Here is a 17,562-nt window from a genome sequence, read left to right as displayed (position 1 = left end):
CATCCAGTGATGTACCGGGTTACTTACCCAGGAACTTGTCGAAACCCTTGGGAAGATTGAGCGAAGACGGATCGAAGTCTGCCATGTTCTGACCGAAAGCGGCGCCGGTAGGTGCTGCTGCGGATGCGTTGGCCCGCTTGGCCTCGGCCTCGCGCAGTTCCTGGGCCGCCTTGGCCGGGTTGCCTGAACGCGGCTTTTTCTTCGGCGCGTTCTTGCCGCCCTTACGGCCGCCGCCTGGGCCACCAAGACCGGGGATGCCGGGCATCCCTGGCATCCCGCCGCCCTGGGCAAGCTTCTTCATCATCTTCTGGGCTTGGCCAAAACGTTCCAAGAGACCATTGACCTCGGAAACGTGCACGCCCGAGCCCTTGGCAATCCTGGCACGACGCGAGCCGTTGATGATCTTGGGGGCTACCCGCTCGTGCGGAGTCATGGAGCGGACGATGGCTTCGACCCGGTCGATTTCCCGTTCGTCGAAGTTCTCCAACTGCTGACGGATGTTCTGGGCGCCCGGCATCATCATGAGCATTTTCTTCATGGAGCCCATGTTGCGGATCTGCTGCATCTGGGCCAGGAAGTCGTCCAGGGTGAAGTCTTCCTGGTCGGCGAACTTCTTCGCCATCCTCGCGGCTTCATCTTTGTCCCAGGCCTTCTCAGCCTGCTCGATCAGGGTGAGGACATCGCCCATGTCAAGAATCCGCGAAGCCATGCGGTCCGGGTGGAAGAGTTCGAAGTCATCCAGGCCTTCGCCAGTGGACGCGAACATCACCGGCTTGCCGGTAACGGATGCCACGGACAGCGCCGCGCCGCCGCGCGCATCGCCGTCGAGCTTGGACAAGACGATGCCCGTGAAGTTAACGCCTTCGTCAAACGCCAGGGCCGTGTTGACGGCGTCCTGGCCGATCATGGAATCGATCACGAACAGGACTTCGTTGGGGATGATCGCTTGGCGGATCCGGCGGGCCTGGTCCATCATCTCCGCGTCGACGCCGAGGCGCCCGGCGGTGTCAACAATGACGACGTCGTGCAGCTTCTGGCGCGCTTCTTCGACGCCGGCCTTGGCGACAGCAACAGGGTCCCCGGCCGGGTGCTCAAGCTCGGACGTGGCGCCCGGGTGCGGTGCAAACACCGGGACACCGGCGCGTTGGCCAACTACCTGCAGTTGGGTCACGGCGTTGGGACGCTGGAGGTCGCAAGCGACCAGCATGGGGCTGTGGCCCTGGGCCTTGAGCCACTTGGACAGCTTGCCGGCAAGGGTGGTCTTACCCGCACCTTGGAGGCCCGCGAGCATGATGACCGTGGGGCCTGTCTTGGCCAAGCGGATACGCCGGGTTTCGCCGCCAAGGATCTCCACGAGTTCCTCGTTGACGATCTTGACGATCTGCTGGCTGGGATTCAGGGCACCAGAGACCTCGGCACCGAGTGCACGTTCGCGGACGCGCGATGTGAACTCGCGGACCACAGATACGGCAACGTCCGCGTCCAACAGGGCGCGGCGGATCTCCCGGACGGTGGCATCGACATCGGCCTCGGAGAGCCGCCCCTTGCCACGAAGGTTCTTGAAGGTTGCTGTCAACCGGTCAGAGAGTGAATTGAACACGCGCCGTGCACTTCTTTCGATGGTCTACGAATGGCGGCCAATGCGGCACGCCATAGTCTTGACGATTCTTGCCCCAACAAATATGTCTCAACTACGGGACTCGACTATCTAGGGTACCAAGCCGGACCTGCAAGATGGCATGCTGGCAAGGTGACCGACAAAACAAGCATTAAAACTTTGCTCATCCTCGGTGCGTCCGGGGACCTGACAGGCAGGCTCCTTCTGCCCGGACTTGCGGGGCTCCTGGCCAGCGGCCGGGCGCCAGGACTTCAGCTGGTCGGCGCCGGATCGGACGCGTGGACCACGGATCAGTGGAAGGAAAGGGTCACGGACGCGTTCAAGCAAGCGTCCGACGCCGCGGATGCTTCGGGGCGGAAGGCCCTTGCCGGCATTGTGAAGTCCACCGATTACCACCAAGTCGATGTCACGGCCGATGGTCCGTTGGCAGAGCTCCTTGCACAGCTGGAAGGACCCGTGGCGGTGTACTTCGCGTTGCCACCCCACATCAGCCAGAAGGCGTGCGAGGTCCTGCATCGGGATCAGTTGCCCGCGGGCACGCGGCTGGTGATGGAGAAACCGTTCGGATCCGGAACGGAGTCAGCGCATCAGCTGAACAAGACCCTGGCAGCGCTGGTTCCCGAGGACCACATCCATCGCGTGGATCACTTCCTGGGCAAAGCCACCGTGCTAAACATCCTGGGACTGCGTTTTGCCAATAGGTTCCTTGAGCCTGTGTGGAACCGGGAGCACATCGAAAAAGTGGAGATCGTGTTCGACGAGGACTTGGCGTTGGAAGGCCGCGCCCGGTATTACGACAGCGCCGGTGCGCTCCGGGACATGATCCAGAGCCACTTGCTCCACATCATGGCATTTCTGGCCATCGACGCCCCGGCAAGCATCAATGCCCAAGACTTGCGCGACGCCGTCGCCACCGTCCTGCGGGCCAGCAGCATCAAGGCCCCCTACGCCCGCTCCACGCACAGGGCCAGGTACACAGCAGGCAAGCTCGCCGGCCGGACGGTCCCCGACTACACCGCCGAAGCCGGGGTGGATCCGAAAAGGAACACCGAAACCCTCGCCGAGGTCCAAGTGGACATCGATAACTGGCGGTGGAAGGGTGTCCCCTTCATTCTTCGCTCCGGCAAGGCCATCGGCCCCAAACGGAAGGAAGCCGTCGTCACTTTCCGCCCGGTCCCCCACCTCCCCAACGGCTTCACCGGTGTGGACTCCCCCAACCAGCTCCGGATCGGGTTCGGCCCGGACGTCCTTGAGCTCGACGTCGACGTCAACGGCCCCGGCGACGTCTTTAGCCTGGATCGCGCAAACCTCATCGCTGAGCTGAACGCCAGCGAACTACTGCCCTACGGAGAAGTCTTGGAGGGCATCTTGGCGGGCGATCCCCTGCTGTCCGTCCGTGGCGATACCGCCGAGGACTGCTGGCGGATCATCGAACCTGTCCTCCGGGCCTGGGAGCGGGGCACGGTCCCCTTGGAAGAGTACGACGCCGGCAGTGCCGGTCCCGCTGATTGGGCCACCTCGGTGGCTGACTGACCTCGTCGGAAACCCGGCGGACGTCGTCGCCGGAACGCACAGCGGACCGGGTACCTTGATCGGTACCCGGTCCGTTGTCATTTCTACGTCCGCTTGGATTTAGCGGAATGCCGAACTCAAATGGCTGCAGAACTCAAATGGCTGCCGCGCCGCGCTCGCCCGTGCGAACCCTGATGGCCTCATGCACGTCCACGGTCCAGACCTTGCCGTCGCCGGCACGGCCAGTGTTGGAGCTCGCAATCAAGACGTCGAGGATATCGTCAGCCTGCTCATCGGTTGCCAGCACTTCTACTCGGATCTTGGGCAGGAGGTCCACGCTGTACTCAGCACCGCGGTACACCTCGGTGTACCCACGCTGCCGGCCATAGCCGCTGGCCGCGCTGACCGTCAGTCCCTGCACGCCGTAGGCCTCCAAGCCTTCCCGAATGGCGTCCAACTTCTCGGGGCGTACGATCGCCGTGATGAGTTTCATGCTTGGACACTCTCCTTGCCTGAGACGGGTGCTTCGGCATCGGCCGTCACCTTGCCGGTGATGAGGTCGTGGAGGGGTTGGAAGCTCCCGCCGTGGCCACCGACGCCGAACTCGTAGGCCGTTTCTGCGTGCAGGCTAAGGTCTGCACCGGCGATTTCCTGGCGTTCGCTGATACGGAAGCCCATGAGCTTGTGGATCGGGTAGGCAATGATGAACGTCATCACTCCGGTGAAGATGATGGAGCAGAGGGCTGCAAGGCACTGTGCCACCAACTGGGTGGTTCCACCGCCGTAGAACACTCCTGCGGGACCCTGGGTGGGTGTTGCAAGGAAACCGATGGCGACTGTTCCGATGACACCTGACACCAGGTGGACTCCGACCACGTCGAGCGAGTCGTCATAACCAAGCTTGAATTTCAGTCCGACGGCCAGGGCTGAGGCAACGCCTGCTGCCACACCGAGGGCGATGGCACCGAGCGGGGACAGGTTCGCGCAAGCCGGAGTGATGGCCACAAGACCGGCAACAACACCGGAGGCGGCTCCGAGCGAGGTGGGGTGTCCGTCGCGGATTCGTTCAACGATCAACCAACCGAGCATCGCCGCTGCGGGTGCCGCAAGCGTGTTGATCCAGATGAGGCCTGCCTGCTGAACGTTTGCTGCTGCCCCGGCGTTGAAGCCGAACCAACCGAACCAGAGAATCGCTGCACCGAGCATGACCAGCGGAACGTTGTGGGGGCGGTGGTTGGGGTCGCGGCCAAAGCCTTTGCGGTTGCCAATGATCAGGACCAGGATCAGGCCGGCGACACCGGCGTTGATGTGAACCACGGTTCCACCGGCAAAGTCGATGACCGGCGCGAAGGTCTGGCCGAACCAGCCATCCTTGGAGAAGAGCCCGCCGCCCCACACCATGTAGGCCATGGGTGCGTAGACCAGCGTGGCCCAGATGAGGGTGAACAAGGTCCACGCCGAGAACTTGGCACGGTCGGCGATCGCTCCGGAGATCAGGGCAACTGTGATGATCGCGAACGTGGCAGCGTATCCAACGTGGAGGAGGTCAGCCGGGTCCGTGAAGTTGTGCAAGCCAAAGTGGCTGAACGGGTTCGCGAAAATCTGGAAGAAATTGTCCGTGTTGCTGGTGGACATCGAGGCACCCCACAGCACCCACACGAGGGTCACTGTGCCGATGGCGATGAAGCTCATCATCATCATGTTCAAGGCGGCTTTGGCGCGGGTCATGCCACCATAGAAGAATGCCAGGCCCGGGGTCATGAACAGCACGAATGCTGCAGCGACCAGGAGCCAAACGAGACCGGCGGTGAAGTCCATGTCTGCGTCCTCTCTGCTTAAGATGCGGGCTAAGCCGCCTGTCCCAACGCATTTGCGTTCTACAGAAGAGTTTGGTTGCGCAGTGTTTCACCTGCGAAGGTTTTAGATTGCGGGGCTGTTACAAGAACTTCTCCAACGTAAATGGTGCATATCACACGTGTTACGGATATGTTTCGTCAGTCCCGTCCTCACCTTCAGTCCCGTCCATACCTTCCGAGCCAGCCAAAGGACCACACCGCGATGACCACCAGTCCCGAATCCCGCATGGCTGAAGGGGCCCGGACTACAAAAGTCCGGCTACCCCGGGACATCAAGGTGATGCTCGTCGCCGCGTTCCTCATCGCCTTGGGATTCGGACTTGTCGCTCCGGTCCTACCGCAGTTCGCCACGACGTTCGACGTCGGCGCCACTGCTGCCGCCGTCATCGTCAGCATCTTTGCGTTCATGCGGCTCATTTTCGCCCCGGCGGGTGGCGCCCTTATCGGCCGCTTTGGCGAGCGGAACGTCTACGTGTCCGGTCTGCTGATCGTGGCAGCGTCCACCGCTGCCTGCGCGTTCGCCCAAAACTATTGGCAACTACTGATCTTCCGCGGCCTGGGCGGGGCTGGTTCTGTGATGTTTACTGTTGCCGCCATGGGCCTGCTCATCAAACTTGCCCCGCCCGAACGGCGGGGGCAGGTCTCAGGTGCCTACGCCTCTTCGTTCCTGATCGGCAGCGTGCTCGGTCCCGTGGTGGGGGGCCTCCTGGCCGGGTTTGGGCTCCGCGTTCCCTTCCTCGTGTATGCCGGTGCATTGTTGGTGGCGGCCCTGGTGGTACGCACGAGCCTCAGCGGAGAAGGAAATATCTCCAGGGAAGGGCCCGCTGCACCGGCGATGAACCTGAAGGAGGCGCTGGCGGACTCGGCCTACCGCGCGGCGGTGTTCTCCAGCTTTGGCAACGGCTGGGTGACCTTTGGCGTTCGCATGGCCACCATCCCGTTGTTCGCCGCTGCCGCACTGCGCTCCGGTCCCGGGACCGCGGCCTGGGCGTTGGCCGTCTTTGCCGTGGGAAACGCCTTGTCCTTGACCTTTTCGGGACGTCTTGCCGATGCCTGGGGACGCAAGCCCCTCCTGATCCCCGGCCTGCTTGTGACCGGGCTGGCAACCGGAGTCATCGGGTTGACGTCGGGCGTACCAGCCTTCCTCGCGGCTTCGGCCGTGGCAGGCTTCGGCTCGGGCCTGCTCGGACCGGCCCAGCAGGCCGCGGTCGCCGATGTCATTGGCCGTGGCCGCTCCGGAGGGAAGGTGCTGGCCGTCTTCCAAATGGCTTCTGACACCGGCGCCATCATCGGCCCCGTAGTGGCCGGGCTCCTTGCCGATCGCCTCGGCTACGGGTGGGCGTTCGGCATCACCGGCGGAGTGCTGGTCCTGACGGCTGCCGCCTGGCTGATGGCCCGTGAACCGCTGAGGAACCCGCAACCTCAATCCACAACGGGTTCGTTGGGTTAGTTCAGCAGCGCGTCCACGAAGCTTTCTGCGTCGAAGGGGGCGAGGTCATCCGGGCCTTCGCCCAAGCCAATGAGTTTCACGGGGACACCCAGTGATTTCTGGATGGCCACCACGATCCCGCCCTTTGCCGTGCCGTCGAGCTTGGTCAGCACGATTCCGGTGATGTTGACCACTTCAGCGAACACACGTGCCTGGTTGAGGCCGTTTTGTCCTGTGGTCGCATCGAGGACCAGCAGGACTTCGTCCACCTCGGCCAGCTTCTCGATGACGCGTTTGACCTTGCCGAGCTCATCCATCAGGCCGGTCTTGTTCTGCAGGCGGCCCGCGGTATCGACCATCACTACGTCCACTTCCTGGTCGACGCCAGCCTTGACGGCCTCGTAAGCCACAGAGGCAGGGTCGGCGCCGTCGACGTCGGACTTCACGGTCGGGACGCCCACGCGCTGGCCCCAGGTAGCCAACTGCTCAGCAGCGGCTGCACGGAAAGTATCGGCGGCACCAAGCAAGACATCTTTGTCCTCGGCCACCAGGACGCGCGCGAGCTTGCCCACAGTGGTGGTCTTGCCAACGCCGTTGACTCCAACAACAAGCACGACGGCGGGACGGTCGGCCTTGCGGGTCACGTTAAGGGAGCGGTCCATGTCCGGATCCACGAGCTTGACCAGCTCTTCGCGCAGCATCGCCTTGACATGTTCGGGGCTGCGGGTGCCGAGGACCTTGACCCTTTCACGCAGCGCGTCCACAAGTTCCATGGTGGGCTCGGTGCCGAGGTCGGCCATCAGGAGGGTCTCCTCCACCTCGTCCCAGACGTTCTCGTCGATCTTGTCACCAGACAGGAGGGCCAGGAGGCCTTTGCCCAGGATGTTGTTGGACTTGACCAGCCGGGCACGGAGGCGGGTGAGCCTGCCATCCACTGGTGCCGGAGTATCCCTGGGTATGGTCTCCAAGCCGGCGGCGTCATCGGGAACGTCGACGCCCTCGGTGGCGCCATCGAAGGTGGGAGCGGGGGCGGTCACCGAATCGGGGCGGTCCTCCACAAGGGTTCCGCCGCCTGCTGCCGACGACTGGACGGGATCGTTGGAATCACGCGTTCCGGAGTACGTGGCCCCGGACTTCCGGGCCTTCACCAGGACCGGCACGAGTCCGCCGACCACCACGAGCGCAGCGACAATGGACAGAATTATGGGTAGGAAATCGTTCACCCCACTACCCTCTCATAAAGCTATGCGCCGGCACCGAGCCTTTGGCTGATCACGGTGGACACGCCGTCGCCCCGCATGGTCACCCCGTACAGCGCGTCAGCGACTTCCATGGTCCGTTTCTGGTGGGTAATGACGATCAACTGGCTGGATTCACGGAGTTCTTCGAAGATGGTGATCAGCCTGCCAAGGTTGGTGTCATCCAGCGCGGCTTCAACCTCGTCCATGACGTAGAAGGGCGACGGGCGGGCCTTGAAGATTGCCACCAGCAAAGCCACGGCTGTCAGGGAACGCTCACCCCCTGACAGGAGTGAAAGCCTCTTGATCTTTTTCCCTGCGGGCCTGGCCTCAACCTCGATGCCGGTGGTCAGCATGTCATCGGGGTCCGTGAGCACCAGCCGTCCTTCTCCACCCGGGAAAAGCCTGGCGAAAACGTGGTCGAACTGTGCCGCCGTATCGGCAAATGCCTCCCTGAAAACCTGTTCGACGCGGTTGTCGACCTCTTTGATGATGTCCAGCAAGTCCTTTCGGCTCGCTTTGAGATCTTCGAGCTGGGAGCTGAGGAACTGATGCCTTTCCTCAAGGGCCGCGAACTCCTCCAAGGCCAATGGATTGACTTTCCCCAAGGCAGCCAATTCCCGTTCAGCTTTCTTCAGGCGTTTCTCCTGTTCCGCCCGCACGAACGGAACTCCCTCCGCCACTGCTTCGCCGTGCTCATCGACGGAGACCCGGAGTTCCGCCCATTTGTCGGGGGTCGAAACCGGCAGTGCAGGCACGGGCAGGTCAGGACCGTAATCGGCGACGAGTTGCTCGGCGGAAAGCCCCAATTCTTCGATGGATCTGCTTTCCAAGGCCTCGATGCGCAGGCGCTGTTGGGTCCGGGCCATCTCATCCCGGTGCACCGAATCGGTCAACCGGGCAAGCTCACTGGCCAAGGCCTCGTTTCCCGCCCGAACCTCGGTCAGCTCCTTGTCCACCAGTTCGCGCCGTTCCTCGGCGAGGTCGCGTTCACGTCCGGCCTCTGCCAAGGAAATGTCCGCGAAAAGGAGCGTCCGCTCCACCGCGGCTGCCACGGCAGCTGCGCGTTGGGCTTGGGCCCGGCGTCGCTGGGCCCGCCTCGCCGCTTCTTCACGGGCACGGCGTTCGGTGGCTGCGGCCCGTTCAAGGGATGTGGCCCGATTCACCAAGGCGCTTACTTGCTCTTCGGCGGTACGAAGAGTCAGGCGGGCTTCTGTTTCCCGGGAGCGCGCAACCCGTGCCTGCGCTGCGAGCTCGTCGCGCTGATCGGTGGACGGCTCCTCCTCCGGGGCTTCCTGGGCCGCAGCCAGGCGCTCGGCTGCGACTTCCAGGTCCAGTTGGGCCGTAGCAATGTTCTCCTCGGCCTTGGCCATGGAAGCAGCAAGCCTCTCACTTTCGCCAACGGCGCTGCGAAGGACCGAGTTCAGGTGGCCCAGGCGTTCAGCAACGGCAGCGAGGCGGGCGTCGGATTCGTGCAGCCGTTCCAGCGCCGCATCAGCCCGCTCCTGCGCTTCGGCGCGGCGCGACTGCGCACCTGCCAAGGCGAAACGACCCCGTTCCAGACGTGCCGTGACCTCTTGAAGGCGGGCAGCGGCGTCGTCCATTGCCGCCTGGATCTCCAGCAAGGAAGGCGCGGTTGCCGAACCTCCCGTGACCGTCAAAGCGGTGAAGATATCCCCTTCGCGCGTGGCAGCGATGAGGTGCGGCTGCTCGCGCACCACCTCAGCAGCGACTGCTACGTCGTCGACGACGACCGTCCGGGCAAGGAGCTCCAGCGCACCGTGAGCGGCCGGATCCGCAATGGTGACGACGTCGGCGGCCCACCGGCACCCGGCAGGAAGCGGGCTGACTTGTAGCGTGCTCCCTTGTTCCCGGACTTCGGGATTCGGATTGCTGGCGAGCAGCAGCGCCGCCCGTCCGGCGTCGTCGTCTTTCAAGATCCTCAGGGCTGCAACAGCGCCGTCCAGGTCCGCCACCATCAAAGCATCCGATGCACTGCCAAGCGCGGCTGCTATGGCCGCCTCGTACCCCGGCTCAATCGCCACTTGCCCTGCGAGCGCCCCGAGGATCGCTTGGCTGCCGGCGGACAGCAGGTGCTGGGAACCGTCTTTGCGGCTCATTCCAAGTTCCAGTGCGTCCCGCCGTGCAGCGAGGGCATCGCGCTCACGGACTGCGTCCCGTTCGGCTGCTTTGAGGTCCTCGATTTCGGCGAGCACCGCGTCGAGGGCCGCATTGGCGTCTTCGTACTCCGCGTCCAAGCCCTCTTCGCCATCCTCTGCCCCGGCCACTTGCGACTCGAGGGCTGTGAATTCGCGCTGGGCCTTACGACGGCGTTCGTCGCCTTGCGTGAGTGATTCCCGTAAACGTCCGAGTTCAGCCTCCGCAGCCTCCGCGCGGGACCTGGCTGCGGCAACCTGACCGGCAAGCCTGGCCAGGCCCTCCCGGCGATCAGCAGCGGCCCGCAACATTGCTGTGAGCCGTTTGTCTTCGGCCGCGGCGAGCGCTTCGGCCGCGTCCTTGGCCACGGTGGCTTCAAGAAGGGCTGCCTGCTTGGTTTGGATGTCCAGCTCAAGGGCGGCTTGTTCTGCGCGGACCCGCGCTGCCTGGCGTTCGAGCTGTTCCGGGTCCCTCCCTGGATCCGGCGCGGAATCGGAGGAGCCCAAGAGACGACGGCGTTCTGTCGCCAGGGATCCCAGCGATCGGAGCCGTTCCCTTGCTGCTGAGAGCTGGTACCAGTGGTCCCGGGCGGCGTTAAGGCGTGGCGTTGCCTCCGCAGCCCGAAGCTCCAGGGCAGCTTGCCTGTGCCGGCCCAGGGCGAGTTGCTCTTCAACGACCCCGCGGCGTTCCTTGAGCGCCGTTTCATCGGCAACGTCCCGTTCCAAGGTGGTTCGCAACTGAACCAGGTCGTCGGCGAGGAGACGGGCGCGGGCGTCCCTGACATCGAACTGAACCGTTTGCGCGCGCCTGGCGATCTCCGCCTGCTTGCCCAAGGGCGTCAGTTGGCGCCGGATTTCCGCGGTGAGGTCCCCGAGCCGGGCCAAGTTGGCCTGCATGGCTTCGAGCTTGCGGACCGTCTTTTCCTTGCGGCGGCGATGTTTGAGGATTCCGGCCGCTTCTTCGATGAATCCGCGGCGGTCTTCGGGGGTGGCGTGCAATACGCGATCAAGCTGGCCCTGTCCGACGATGACGTGCATTTCCCGGCCCAAGCCCGAATCGGAGAGGAGCTCCTGGATGTCCAAGAGCCTGCAGGGTGCACCGTTGATGGCGTATTCGGAGCCGCCTGTGCGGAACAGGGTGCGGGCGATCGTGACTTCGCTGTACTCGATGGGCAGTGCGTTATCGGCGTTGTCGATGGTCAAGGAGACATGCGCCCGGCCCAGGGGCGGCCTGCCGGATGTGCCGGCGAAAATGACGTCTTCCATCTTGCCGCCGCGCAAGGTCTTGGCACCCTGCTCTCCCATGACCCAGGCAAGGGCATCCACGACGTTGGATTTGCCCGAGCCGTTGGGACCCACCACCGCTGTGACGCCGGGTTCAAAGTCGAACGTCGTAGCCGACGCAAAGGACTTGAATCCGCGGACGGTCAAACTTTTCAAATGCAAGGCGCTTCGGATCTCCTGGCTGGCCCGGTGTGTGTATCCCCTAAATCTACTGCTGTTTGGGTGATAACCGCGGATCCGTTGCCGGAAGGTCTTGCGGCTGGGAGGGCGCCCCACCTACACTCCTGCCAAGGGTTACTTGGCGGATGCGTTCCGGTAATCCGGCGTCGGCTTCGAAATGACAGTCGGTCCCTCGCCGGATACGGTCCAGATCTTCGGAACGACAAACCAGGAAAAGTGCCCTTGGTTCCATAACTGAAGATCTTGGTTTGACCCTGGCTGGGGAGCGGCAAGCAGGGACCGTGCGTCAAAAACGCGGACCCGTATTCGCAATTGGCGTACCACCCCAGGAGTTCTGATGCACGGTTCTTCAGCTGTCCGACCCCGGCCAATCATCAAGGGCTTCCTTATGCCCGCGGTGATCGCCACGGTCATTGCCATGCTGCCCCTCACAGCACCCCCGGCCTTGGCAGCGGGGCCGTGCGCTCCGGTGGTAAATCCCATTGCGTGCGAGAACTCCAAGCCGGGCAATCCGGCGTCGGAATGGGACATCAACGGCGCCGGGGACGACACCATCCAAGGCTTCTCCACGGACATCAGCGTTAACGCAGGCCAACCCCTCGACTTCAAGATCGATACCACCGCGGCAACGTACACCATCGGTATCTACCGCACCGGGTGGTACGGCGGAAACGGCGCCCGCAAAATAGCGGATGTCACGCCCACGGTCCTGCGCCAGAGGCAACCGGCATGCCGCACCGATGTCACCACCGAACTCTACGACTGTGGCACGTGGGCAGTATCTGCCACCTGGCAGGTTCCCGCCACCGCGGTCTCCGGGGTCTACATCGCGCTTCTCACCCGTCCGGATACCGGTGCAAAGAGCCACATCACCTTCATCGTGCGCAACGACGGCAACCACTCAGCTGTGGTTTTCCAAACCGCAGACGAATCGTGGCAGGCCTACAACACCTACGGCGGCTCGGACTTCTACCAGGGCGCAGCAAACGGGCGCTCCTACAAGGCCAGCTACAACCGTCCCGTTACCACGAGGGACGGGGTCGGAGGCAGGGATTTCTATTTCTCCAATGAGTACCCGATGGTGCGTTTCCTCGAGCAAAACGGCTACGACGTCAGCTACATCAGCGGGCTCGATGCCGACCGCAATGGTGCGGAGTTGCTCAACCACAAGGTGTACCTGTCCGTGGGCCACGATGAATACTGGTCAGGACCGCAACGGGCCAATGTCACGGCAGCCCGTGACGCCGGAGTGAACCTGCAGTTCCTTTCCGGCAATGAGATGTACTGGCACACCCGGTTTGAACCATCCTCCGTGGACGGAACAGCAAACCGTACCTTGACCTGTTACAAAGAAACGTGGGCCAATGCCAAGATCGATCCCAGCACGACGTGGACAGGCACGTGGCGTGATCCCCGCTTCGCCTCCCAAGCGAATGGCGCAGGACTCCCCGAGAATGCAGTGACGGGCACGCTGTACATGTCCAACCACTCGGACCTGGCCGTCACCGTCTCTTCCGACGAGGGCAAGAACCGGCTCTGGCGCAACACCTCCCTGACCACGCTTGCCGCCGGCACCACCGCGGCCCTGGCCCCCCACACTGTCGGCTACGAATCTGACGAGGACCTGGACAACGGCTTCCGCCCTGCCGGATTGATTGACCTATCCACCACGGTGGGCAGCGTTCCCGAATACCTACAGGACTTTGGCAACACAGTGGCTCCGGGCAACACGACCCACCACACCACCCTCTACAAAGCCGCTAGCGGCGCCTTGGTCTTCTCCGCTGGAAGCGTTCAATGGACGTGGGGACTGGACCAGGACCATGACGGCAACGGCGCCCCGGCCGATCCCCGAATGCGCCAAGCCCAGGTCAATCTCCTGGCAGACATGGGGGCACAACCAGCTACCCTGGCCGCTGGCCTCGTCGCCGCGACAGCCAGCAGCGATAAGACCGCACCAACAGTGACCATCAACGCTCCGGCCAACCCTTCGACCTTGGCACAAGGCAGTAGCGTCACAGTCACGGGCACGGCAGCCGACGTCGGCGGCATGGTTGCCGGGGTCGAGGCCTCAACCGACGGCGGAAAAACGTGGCACCCCGCCCAGGGCCGCCAAACGTGGAGCTACACCTACATACAGAAGGGCATATCCACAGCAACCATCATGGTCCGGGCCATTGACGATAGCGCCAACATCGGAACGGCCTCAACAGTGAACCTGACCGTGAACGGCCCCTACAGCGTCTTCGGACAAACGGTTCCAGCACTCGCCGATTCCGGCGACGGCGGCGCCTATGAGATGGGCTTGCGCTTCACCGCCGCAGCGGACGGCTTCATTACCGGTGTCCGCTTTTACAAGAGCGCGGCCAACACTGGAACGCACATCGGCTCGTTGTGGAGCTCCACCGGCGAGCGCTTGGCCCAGGTGACTTTCACCAATGAGACGGCTTCGGGCTGGCAATCGGCGCTGTTCAGCCAGGCAGTCCCGGTCTCGACCGGCCAGAAATACACGGTGTCCTATTGGGCGCCCAACGGGCACTACGCAAGTAAGGACTACCAGTGGGCCATTTTCGGATCCAGCGATACCCCGCTGACCGTGGCTGGCGGTTTCGGGGCTGAGCCAGCGGGTGTTTACAACACCTCTGCGGGGTTCCCCACGTCCAGCTTCAACGGCGCCAACTACTTCGCCGACGCTATCTTCAGCACGGTGGACACCACGCCCATGACAGCCACGAGTCAAACCCCGTTCCCGTCGTCGTCGAGCGTTTCCGTCAAGACGACGGTGAGCGCCGTGTTCTCCAAGCCGGTCACAGCCTCCAGTGTCCAGCTGAGCCTGCAGTCCGCATCCGGACCTGTGGCCGGAACAACGGCTTACGACCCCACTACGCGGCGGGCGACGTTCACGCCGTCGAACGATCTTGCTTTCAGCACGCAGTTCACCGCGACGTTGAGCGGCACCGATGCGATCGGCGGCCCTGTGACCTCCGGCGGTACATGGTCCTTTACGACGGCGGCGACGCTTCCGGTTCCGGGCGCGTGCCCATGCAGCCTCTTTGACGATTCCGTGACACCTGGCATCGCCGAATTGCGGGAGGGAGTTCCACTGACTTTGGGCGTGCGGTTCTCCAGTGTCTCTGCCGGTCAGATAACCGGTATGCGGTTCTACAAGTCCACGGGCAACACGGACGTCCATAATGGAGCCCTCTACACCGCCGCGGGCCAGCAGTTGGCCACTGTGACTTTCACCAATGAGAGCTCCTCCGGTTGGCAGACTGCCATGTTCAGCCAGCCCGTGCAGATGGCCGCAAATACTGACTACATCGTCGCTTACAAGTCACTCACGGGTACCTACTCGGCCACGAGCAATGGATTCGGGTCGGGCATGAGCGTTGGCCCGCTGCGGGCTGCCTCGGACGCGGGTGCCTACACCTACAGCGGCACCTTCCCCGCCTCACATTCGACCGCGAGCTATCTGGTGGACGTCATCGTCACCGTTCCCAATCCACCATTCACCGTTGGATCGCAGGCACCGCTTCCCAGCTCATCGAGCGTCCCGCTGGATATGGCCGTCAGCGCAGTACTCTCAGAGGCTGCGGTAGCGTCAAGCGTTTCCCTGGACCTCAAGGTCACTAACGGCGCTTCGGTAGCCGGGACCACCAGCTATGACCAGACGGCCCGGAAAGTCACGTTCACACCATCAGCCCCGTTGGCCGCCGGGACTTCCTACACGGCCACGGTGACCGCCACCGCTGTGTCAGGACAGCCGATGTCCAGCGGCGGCACCTGGGCGTTCACCACGGTTCCCGCGCCCAGGACTCCGGGAACGTGTCCTTGCACGCTGTTCCAGGACACCGTAACGCCTTCGACGCCGGACGCCACCGACGGTATCCCGCTGTCCTTGGGAGTCCGGTTCGCCAGCGACACGGCAGGCCAAGTCACCGGTGTCCGGTTCTACAAGGCAGCAGGGAACACGGGCACGCACACAGGCTCGCTGTACACCACATCCGGCCAACTGCTGGCAACTGTCACCTTCGCCAATGAGTCCAGCTCAGGGTGGCAGACAGCCATGTTCAGCCAGCCGGTATCCATCACCGCCAACACGGAATATGTGGTGGCGTACAAGTCACCCACAGGTAGTTACTCCTACACCGCCGGTGGATTCGGCTCCGGCTTGACCAGCGGACCGCTGCGCACAGCCTCGGATTCAGGGGCTTTCGCCTACAACAGTGACTTCCCCAGTGCTTCCTCCAGCGCCAACTACATGGTTGATCTGCTCTTCGCGGTAACCACTCCCCCGTTGGCAATTACAAGCCAGGTACCTGCGCCGGGCGCCACTGGCATACCCACCGACGTCGCTCCATCCCTGACTTTCTCGTCGGCCATCAACAGTGGCGCTTCGTTCACCCTCACGGCGAACGGCGCCCAGGTTGCGGGGACCGCGGCACTGTCAGCTGACCACAAGACGGTGACCTTCACTCCGACGGCGGCACTCCCCAACAGCACCGTAGTGACAGCAAACGTGTCGAACGTGGTGTCCGCCCAAGGCCAAAGCTTCCCGGCCACCACCTGGCAATTCACCACGGCCGACGCCTCGGCGCAACTGTCGACGATCTTCGGATCTACTGCGCCACAGGTGGCATCAGCCGCCGATGGAAGCTCCGTGGAGCTCGGCACAGCCTTTAGCGTTTCCCAGGCCGGCAACGTCACGGGGATCCGTTTCTATAAGGGCACGGGGAACACAGGAACACACGTCGGATCGCTCTGGGACTCCTCCGGGACACGGCTGGCACAGGTGACCTTCACCAATGAGACGGCCACCGGATGGCAAACTGCCACCCTGTCCGCTCCCGTTGCCCTGGCTACTGGACAGACATACGTGGTCTCCTATCTGGCGCCGAACGGGAACTACGCCTACACCTCGGCCTTCTTCAACCAGACCTGGACGAGCGGAGTATTCACGGCAAGCGGGCCAAATAATGGCCTGTACCAGTACGGCTCCGGCGGCGTGGTGCCCGCGAATTCCTGGAACGCGACCAACTACTTCGTGGATGTGGTCTACTCGACAACCAGCCAGGCGCAGGCCCAGCCGCTCGCGTCTCCGTCCGCACCGGCGTCAGCACCGGCGTCGGCCTCCCCATCCCCCACCGACACTGCTGCGCCCAGCGCCTCGCCCACGGATACTGCCTCGCCGACGGATACTGCCTCGCCGACGCCGACACCCTAACCCAGGCTCTCCGGCTAGCGAACGACGGCGGGCGACCAGGCGTGGGCGATGAATTCGCTCGGCTGGGACGTTGGATCCGTCCCCAGCTTCCAAATGTTGCTGTCGCCCTCGTTGGTCGCGTCGGGCAAGCCGTAGAGAAGGTTCTGGTTGTCGAGCCACTCGATTTGGTCGTCCACGCTGTGTTTCTCGGAAAGTACGGTTTCTTTTCCCGTAGCCAACTCCAGCACCGCGACATTCCAGTGCGGGGTTTGGCTCCCGCCAACGTTCTTCTTGTACGCGATACGGGTGCCGTCAGGTGAGATCGAGGGGCACTCCACGTTGTCGTGGACGGCCGTGAGGGTCCTTCCGGACAGGCTGCCCCGAACCAGCCAGATGCGGCCCGCGGATGCAGCCGTGGCGTAGAAAGTGTCAGCCTGGCCAGGCACGAACGTCACACCCCAGATGTTCCTGTCCTCGGGTTGGAGCCGTGAGCCGTTGACGAGGAGCGCAAAATCTTCAAGGTTTCCTGTGCTTCCGGACGGGACCGTGATCTCGGTTGTGGTGGAGAAGCCGGTGGATCCATACGAATGGCCCGTGACGAAAACCGTCGTCGCAACCATGGATCCATCCGGGCTGATCCGCGTCCGGCTGGGAATTCCAGGGAGCGGCCACGAGCGCTGTTGCTCCCACTGGCCATTGAAGGTGACCGCTTGAAACGATGTCTGTACCCCCCGGTCCGTCCTGAGGCACACAACACTGGTCCTGGTTCCGTACACCCGATCGCAGGACTGACCGCTCAAGTCACGGGCGCCGCCCGGATTTGACAAGGGAACGGTTGCCGCGTCACCGTATCCTGCGCCAGAGGCGGTGTTCCGGAACAACACGAACGGCACGTTAGGAAGGTGCTGTGCGGTGGTGGCGCCGCCCGATGATGTTGCTGTTCGGCTTTCTTCAAATCGCTGGTAGGCACCAACTCCATAGGCGCCCGCACCCACCAGAGCCAATGCGGTGACCACAAGGAGAATGCCCCATCGCAGCTTCCCGCCGCTTGGTGTCCCGTTTCCCCTCACGCCACCCCGTTCATGC

9 protein-coding genes are annotated in these 17,562 nt (G+C 63.3%); 3 read left to right on the top strand and 6 right to left on the bottom strand.

The features are described from left to right. Window positions 1-19: 19 nt before the first annotated feature. Window positions 20-1,600 (bottom strand): signal recognition particle protein, encoded by a 1,581-nt coding sequence (gene ffh, locus SB659_RS02640; RefSeq protein ID WP_284978264.1) that lies wholly within the window; start codon window positions 1,598-1,600, stop codon window positions 20-22. A 30-nt stretch (window positions 1,601-1,630) separates the two neighbouring features. On the opposite strand from ffh, the gene SB659_RS02635 reads away from it, so the two are divergent. Then, window positions 1,631-3,151 (top strand): glucose-6-phosphate dehydrogenase, encoded by a 1,521-nt coding sequence (locus SB659_RS02635; protein ID WP_410549382.1) that lies wholly within the window; start codon window positions 1,631-1,633, stop codon window positions 3,149-3,151. Between the two features lie 133 nt (window positions 3,152-3,284). Here the strand turns inward: SB659_RS02635 and SB659_RS02630 are convergent, their stop codons facing one another. Together SB659_RS02630 and SB659_RS02625 are read right to left on the bottom strand one after the other, a co-directional pair. Further along, complete coding sequence (locus SB659_RS02630; protein ID WP_284975234.1) at window positions 3,285-3,623, bottom strand: P-II family nitrogen regulator; 339 nt, start codon at window positions 3,621-3,623, stop codon at window positions 3,285-3,287. Further along, on the bottom strand, window positions 3,620-4,948 hold the full coding sequence (locus SB659_RS02625; RefSeq protein ID WP_410549381.1) for an ammonium transporter: 1,329 nt from the start codon (window positions 4,946-4,948) through the stop codon (window positions 3,620-3,622). Before SB659_RS02625 ends, SB659_RS02630 begins: the two co-directional genes overlap by 4 nt. 240 nt (window positions 4,949-5,188) lie before the next feature. Between SB659_RS02625 and SB659_RS02620 the strand changes: the two genes are divergently transcribed. Further along, a complete protein-coding gene (locus SB659_RS02620) occupies window positions 5,189-6,436 on the top strand; it encodes an MFS transporter (protein ID WP_410549380.1) in 1,248 nt (415 codons plus the stop codon). On the opposite strand, the gene ftsY is transcribed toward SB659_RS02620, so the two are convergent. Further along, the gene (ftsY, locus tag SB659_RS02615) at window positions 6,433-7,638 is read right to left on the bottom strand and encodes a signal recognition particle-docking protein FtsY (protein WP_410549379.1); all 1,206 of its coding nucleotides are present in this window, start codon (window positions 7,636-7,638) and stop codon (window positions 6,433-6,435) included. The two genes, SB659_RS02620 and ftsY, sit on opposite strands and share 4 nt — an antisense overlap. A gap of 20 nt (window positions 7,639-7,658) precedes the next feature. Further along, window positions 7,659-11,255 carry a chromosome segregation protein SMC gene (gene smc, locus SB659_RS02610; protein ID WP_410549378.1) on the bottom strand — a complete coding sequence of 1,199 codons (3,597 nt, stop codon included), beginning with the start codon at window positions 11,253-11,255 and terminating at the stop codon, window positions 7,659-7,661. Window positions 11,256-11,610: 355 nt separating this feature from the next. Between smc and SB659_RS02605 the strand changes: the two genes are divergently transcribed. After that, window positions 11,611-16,497, top strand: a complete 4,887-nt coding sequence (locus SB659_RS02605; protein ID WP_410549377.1) for a DUF4082 domain-containing protein — start codon at window positions 11,611-11,613, stop codon at window positions 16,495-16,497. A 14-nt stretch (window positions 16,498-16,511) separates the two neighbouring features. Here SB659_RS02605 and SB659_RS02600 read toward each other — a convergent pair whose 3' ends face one another. Further along, window positions 16,512-17,546 carry a hypothetical protein gene (locus tag SB659_RS02600; RefSeq protein ID WP_410549376.1) on the bottom strand — a complete coding sequence of 345 codons (1,035 nt, stop codon included), beginning with the start codon at window positions 17,544-17,546 and terminating at the stop codon, window positions 16,512-16,514. Window positions 17,547-17,562 lie beyond the last annotated feature (16 nt).

The organism is Arthrobacter sp. SIMBA_036 (assembly GCF_046535135.1).
Taxonomy (GTDB): domain Bacteria; phylum Actinomycetota; class Actinomycetes; order Actinomycetales; family Micrococcaceae; genus Arthrobacter.
This window is presented reverse-complemented; position numbering and strand designations above follow the sequence as displayed.